This is a genomic window from Alistipes sp. An66 (assembly GCF_002161445.1).
Taxonomy (GTDB): Bacteria; Bacteroidota; Bacteroidia; order Bacteroidales; family Rikenellaceae; genus Alistipes; species Alistipes cottocaccae.
This window is the reverse complement of sequence record NZ_NFHT01000006.1, coordinates 162574-168748: the sequence shown is the minus strand read 5'-3', so window position 1 is coordinate 168748 and position 6175 is coordinate 162574. Positions and strand designations below refer to the sequence as shown.

Annotated in this window: 5 protein-coding genes; 2 read left to right on the top strand and 3 right to left on the bottom strand. The window is 60.7% G+C overall.

Translation table 11 applies throughout. The features are described from left to right. Window positions 1-171 precede the first annotated feature (171 nt). Complete coding sequence (locus tag B5G16_RS06320; protein ID WP_239406005.1) at window positions 172-1155, bottom strand: hypothetical protein; 984 nt, start codon at window positions 1153-1155, stop codon at window positions 172-174. A 125-nt stretch (window positions 1156-1280) separates the two neighbouring features. Beyond that, a complete protein-coding gene (argS, locus tag B5G16_RS06315) occupies window positions 1281-3068 on the bottom strand; it encodes an arginine--tRNA ligase (RefSeq protein WP_087262326.1) in 1788 nt (595 codons plus the stop codon). Between the two features lie 126 nt (window positions 3069-3194). Here argS and B5G16_RS06310 point away from each other — a divergent pair, with 126 nt between their 5' ends. Further along, the gene (locus B5G16_RS06310) at window positions 3195-4478 is read left to right on the top strand and encodes a hemolysin family protein (RefSeq protein ID WP_087262324.1); all 1284 of its coding nucleotides are present in this window, start codon (window positions 3195-3197) and stop codon (window positions 4476-4478) included. Next, on the top strand, window positions 4475-5497 hold the full coding sequence (gene dusB / locus B5G16_RS06305; RefSeq protein ID WP_087262322.1) for a tRNA dihydrouridine synthase DusB: 1023 nt from the start codon (window positions 4475-4477) through the stop codon (window positions 5495-5497). The genes B5G16_RS06310 and dusB overlap by 4 nt, the downstream gene beginning before the upstream one ends. A 172-nt stretch (window positions 5498-5669) precedes the next feature. Here the strand turns inward: dusB and B5G16_RS06300 are convergent, their stop codons facing one another. After that, entirely contained in the window at window positions 5670-6161 is a 492-nt protein-coding gene (locus B5G16_RS06300) for a methylglyoxal synthase (RefSeq protein ID WP_087262320.1), read from the bottom strand. Window positions 6162-6175: the final 14 nt, after the last annotated feature.

The following is a 6175-nucleotide window of genomic DNA, read 5'->3' as shown; positions in this document are numbered from 1 at the left end:
CTGTTAACACTTTTAAGCTCATCGGTCGGGGAACGGCCAGCGCCAAGGGGCGGGACCACCCGTCCCGACGAGCGTAAAAATGCGGCAAGCTAATGTAGCGAATCTGTTGTTATAGCACACGTAAAAAGCCCGGCCTTTTCAGGCCGGGCTCCTCATTTCGCGCAGCGTTCATTACATCTTTTCCAGATCCTTATAGGTCTTCTTCGCAGCCTTCGCGGCCTTCTTCGCGGCTTTCGCCTCCTTCTTCGCTATCCTCTTCGCGGCCTTTTCCTGTGCCCGGGCAATCTTTGCGGCCTCCCGCGCCTCGCGTTTCGCAATCCGCGCGGCCGCCCTCTCGTCCTGCTTCATCTCCCGCCGCTCCTCGCGGAACTCCTTCTCCGGCATCTCTACGATCACGCCGTTCACGTTCTCCTCGACAACCACATAATCCTGTGCCGGAGCCGGCTTCGGAGCCGGTTTCGGCCGCTGGATCAGCGTCCGCTGCTCGACGATCCGCGACGTGTCGTAGTCGATCATCACCTCCACACGCCGCATCGGAGGCAGAATCTCCTGCGCCAGGTAGTTCCAGACGCCCGCGTTGCGTTTCAGCATCTGCTCCTTTGCACTCGAACTCTGCGGCCCGTCAATGATCTGCAAAACCCACGCCCGATCCGGAATCGTCGACGACGAAACCGCACTGCGGCACATCGCCCAGTCATCGACCACGGAATTCACCGTCACGGCGTACTTCTGCGAAAAACCGTACTTCTGATCCACATAACCCTTGAAGTCGGTCGCTCGCTGCATCGCAAGTTTCGCGTTGTAGGCCGCAGGTCCGTCCGGCGACGCATAGCCCGTGATGATCACCTGGCGGACCTTCTTCGTCGTGTCCTGCATCAGCCCGTTCACGAAGCCGTTCAGTTCATCCAGCGCCGCCGTATTCCCGTTCAGGGCCGCATTCAGCTTCGCCACGCTGATCCGATAGCGGATCGAGTAATCCACGTCCTCCGTGTTCTGGATCCGATACGTCCGCACGAGATAGTCTCCGTCGACCCGCTCCGAAAGCAGCACGGTATCGGCCGCCGGAGTCGTCGTCCGGCTCGTCGTCTGCGCCGTCGCCCCGGCAGCGGCACACATCGCAACCGTGAGTGCGATGATTCTTACGTTTGTTTTCACATCTGTTGAGTGTTGGTTACGTCTCCCCTGCTTCGCAACATTCGTACCACACAAATCCAACGCTCCCCCAAACAAAAACGGAGACCCTCCGGCGAAGGTCTCCGCATTCCATCGTTTCCGATTCCCTACATCCGCTCCGGAACCTCGATGCCCAGCAGCGACATCCCTCGCCGGATCACTCGCGCAACCTGCTGCGCCAACGCCAGCCGCATCCCCCGAACCGCAGCGTCCTCCTCGCGGAGGATCGAATGGTCGTGGTAGTAGCCGTTGAACTGCTTCGCCAGGTCGTAGACGTAGGCCCCGATGAGCGAAGGCGCAAAGTTGTCGCCCGCAGCCTTCACCGCAGCCGGGTACTCCGTCAGCGTCTTGATCAGGTCCGTCTCCTCCGGAAGCAGCGAAACGGTCGAGTCGATCCCCGCAGGAACCGCTACCCCGCTCTCCGCAGCCTTCCGAAGCACCGAGCAGATCCGTGCGTGCGTGTATTGGATGAACGGGCCCGTATTGCCGTTGAAGTCGATCGACTCGCGCGGGTCGAACAGCATCGTCTTCTTCGGGTCCACCTTCAGGATGAAGTATTTCAGGGCTCCCAGTCCGACCATCGTCGAGACCGCGTCGGCCTCCGCCTCCGTGCAGCCGTCCAGCTTGCCCAACTCCGCAGACATCTCACGCGCCGTCTGCACCATGTCCGCAATCAGGTCGTCGGCATCCACCACCGTGCCCTCACGCGACTTCATCTTCCCTTCGGGGAGCTCCACCATACCGTATGACAGGTGCGTGATGTGGTCGCTCCACTCGGCGTAGCCCAGCTTCTTCAAGACCAGTTTCAGCACCTGGAAGTGGTAGTTCTGCTCGTTGCCCACGACGTAGATCATGTCGTCGAGCTTGTTGTCCTCGAAACGCCGGTAGGCCGTGCCCAGGTCCTGCGTCATGTAGACCGACGTCCCGTCGCCGCGCAGCAGCAGCTTCTCGTCCAGTCCGTCACCCGTCAGGTCGATCCACACCGAGTTGTCCGCCCGGCGGTAGAAGACCCCCTTCTGCAAGCCCTCCTCCACGAGCGACTTGCCCAGAAGGTAGGTCTGCGACTCATAATAGACCTTGTCGAAATCCACGCCCAGCGCCTTGTACGTCACGTCGAAGCCCGCGTAGACCCAGCCGTTCATCATCTCCCAAAGCGAGTAGACCTCCGGGTCCTTCGCCTCCCACTTGCGGAGCATCTCCTGCGCCTCGCGCATGATCGGTGCGTTCTTCTTCGCTTCCTCCTCCGTCTGGCCCGCGGCCATCAGCTCCTTCACCTGCGCCTTATAGTGCTTGTCGAACTCCACGTAGTATTTCCCCACGAGGTGGTCGCCCTTCATGCCCGACGATTCGGGAGTCTCACCCCCGCCGTAGAGCTTCCACGCCAGCATCGACTTGCAGATGTGGATCCCACGGTCGTTCACCAGGTTCGCCTTGATCACCCGGTGGCCGTTCGCCTGCAAAATCTGCGCAACCGAATAGCCCAGCAGGTTGTTGCGGATATGACCCAGGTGCAAGGGCTTGTTCGTGTTCGGAGACGAGTATTCGATCATCACCGTACGCCCCGTCGGGGGCAGCTCCCCATAATGGTCGTCGGCAGCCAGCTCCGTGAAGCGCGACGCCCAGAACGAACCCGCCAGCGAGAGATTCAGGAAGCCCTTGATCACGTTATAGGCCCGGATCTCCGCAACGTGCGACGTCAGGTACTCCCCGATCTCCGTCGCCGTGGCCTCCGGAGACTTCCGGCTCCGGCGAAGCAGCGGGAACGTGACCAGCGTATAGTCGCCCTCGAACTCCCGGCGTGTCTTCTGGATCTGCAACGGCTCCCCGCCGAGCTCCCCGTAAAGCGCCTCGACCGCCTGCCGAACCGCTCCCGAAATATAGTTCTCGATATTCATGTCCTTTTGATTTTCGACCGCAAATTTAACGCTTTTCACCGAATAACCAATCGCCTGCACCCCTTTCTTTTGGCTTTTCGCTCCGCTTGCATTATCTTTGTCTTCCGAAATACCCCGAACCGACACATGGAAATTCTCATCATCGTCATCCTGATCCTCCTCAACGGAGTATTCGCCATGTCCGAAATGGCTCTCGTCTCCGCCCGGAAGTCGAACCTCGAAATGCAGGCCCGGCAGGGCAGCAAAGGTGCACGAAAAGCCCTCAAACTCGCCAAAGACCCCGACCGATTCCTATCCACCGTGCAGATCGGAATCACCCTGATCGGAATCCTTACCGGTATCTACTCCGGAGATACCCTCGCCGCCAGGTTCGGAACCAGCCTCGCCACCCTCGGAATACCCGTCCGGACGGCAACCGTCATCGCACAGGTCGCCATCGTCATCGTCGTCACCTACCTGACCATCATCTTCGGCGAACTCGTCCCCAAACGCATCGGCATGAACGCCGCAGAACGCGCCGCAAAGATCGTAGCGCGCCCCATGGGACTCCTCGCTGCCATCGCCTCGCCCTTCGTCTGGCTCCTCGCAAAAAGCACCGCCGCCGTGACCCGGCTGCTGGGGCTCCGGGAGTCCGGAAGCAAGGTCACAGAGGCCGAAATCCGATCCATCATCCAGGAGGGTGCCGAGGACGGCGAGGTGCAGCAGGTCGAACAGCAGATCGTCGGACGCGTCTTCTCGCTCGGGGACCGGACCGTCAAGTCGATCATGACCCACCGCAGCGAAATCGCATGGATCGACGTCGCCATGACGCCCGAACAGATTCACGGAATCGTCGCGCAGGCCCCCCACAACCGTTACCCCGTCGGCGACGGAAGCCTCGACAGGATCCTCGGCGTGGTCTACCTCAAAGACCTCTTCCTCCATCTGGCCGAGCCCGGATTCGACATCCGAAAACTGATCACTCCCGGAAAATTCTTCCACGAGGAGTTCGAAGTCTACAACGCCCTCGAACAGCTCCGCAGCGAACAGCTCGGGTACGGAATCATCTGCGACGAATTCGGTGTCACCCGCGGAATCATCACCCTCAAAGACATCTTCGAGGCGCTCGTCGGCGAACTCCCCGACCCCCGCGAGGAACCCGACATCGTGCGACGCGACGACGGTAGCGCACTCGTCGACGGGCAGTGCCCCTTCTACGACTTCCTCGCCGCGTTCGGCGTCGAGGACGACTTCCCCGCCAATGCCTACAACACCGTCAGCGGTCTGATCCTCGACCTGCTCGGACATATCCCCGCAACGGGCGAAAAACTCGAATGGTGCGGTTTCTCGTTCGAAATCGTCGACATGGACGGAGCCCGAATCGACAAAATACTCGTCACCCACCGTCCGCAAGAACCCGAAGAAGCATGAAAATCGCCGACATAGACCTCGGAGAACAGCCCCTGCTGCTCGCACCCATGGAGGACGTCACCGACCCCTCGTTCCGATACATGTGCAAACGCTTCGGCGCCGATGTCGTATACACCGAATTCATCTCCTCCGACGGGCTGATCCGCGACGCCGCCAAGTCGCTCAAAAAACTCGAAATCGACGACGCCGAACGGCCCGTCGGCATCCAGATCTACGGCCATCTGATCGAGCCCATGGTCGAGGCCGCACGCATGGCCGAAGCCGCCCGACCCGACATCATCGACATCAATTTCGGATGCCCGGTGAAGAAGATCGCCGGGCGCGGAGCCGGCTCCGGCATGATGCGCAACCCCGACCTCATGGTCGAAATGACCCGACAGATCGTCCGGGCAGTACATACCCCCGTGACGGTCAAGACCCGCCTCGGATGGGACGACAATTCGAAGAACATCGGGGAGATCGCGCTCCGCTTGCAGGACGTCGGGATCGCCGCGCTCACCATTCACGGACGCACCCGCGCCCAGATGTACCGCGGAGAGGCCGACTGGACCCTCATCGGCGCCGTCAAGAACAACCCCGCCATCCGCATCCCCATCATCGGAAACGGAGACGTCGACTCGGGGCCCAAGGCCCGCGAGATGTTCGACCGATACGGCGTCGACGGCGTGATGATCGGGCGCGCCACCTACGGCCGCCCCTGGATCTTCCGCGAAATCAAGCATTTCCTCGCTACGGGAGAGATCCTGCCCCAGCCGTCGGTCGTGGAGCGCGTCGCCATCGCCAAGGAGCATCTCCGCAAGTCGCTCGAAATCAAGGGCCCTCATGTCGGGATTCTCGAAATGAGGCGACATCTCACCAACTACTTCAAGGGGTTGCCCGACTTCAAGTCCACACGCCTGAAACTCGTCACGTCGCTCGACATCGACGAACTCTTCGCCACGCTCGACTGCGTGGCCGAGCGCTGGGGCGGGTATGATCTCTCCCGGGCCGTGCCCGCACCCCTCTCCCACGATCTCTGACACCGGGCCGGCGGTCCGGACCGGAAACAAAAGGTACAAAAAAATCCATCCGAGTACGGATGGATTTTCTAATACATGGAACGATCCGGACGGAATGTCGGCAGGGAGCCGGTCCAGCAGAACTTTTCCGGATATCTCCCGGCCCCGGCTGGATTTTTCCCCGCCCCGGCGCCTATTTCAGAACCCGTTCGATGTAAGCCTTATAGTCCTTCACCTCCGGCTTGTAGTCGTCGTCCTCGAACAGCGGCGACGAGATCAGAAAGTCCGCCGAAGAGCGGTTCACCGCCGTCGGAACGTTATACAGCGTCGCCAGACGAAGCAGCGCCTTCACATCCACATCATGCGGCTGCGCCGACATCGGATCCCAGAAGAAGATCAACGCATGGATCTTTCCGTCGGCAATCATCGACCCCAACTGCTGGTCGCCCCCCAGCGGACCCGATTTCAACAGCGTGATCTCCAAATCCGGGGCCGTGCCTTCCGCGGCCTCATGCTCCGCACGATGGTCCCGAAGCGTCTTCTCGACCATCTTGCCCGTCGTTCCCGTACACACCAGATGGTGGCGGCCCAACTTGTCGCTGTTCCAGTCCACCCACTCCGCCAGGTCGCGCTTCATGTTGTCGTGCGCAACCAGCGCCAGAACCCGTTTCATCCGACTTTCCATACGATTCCAATGAC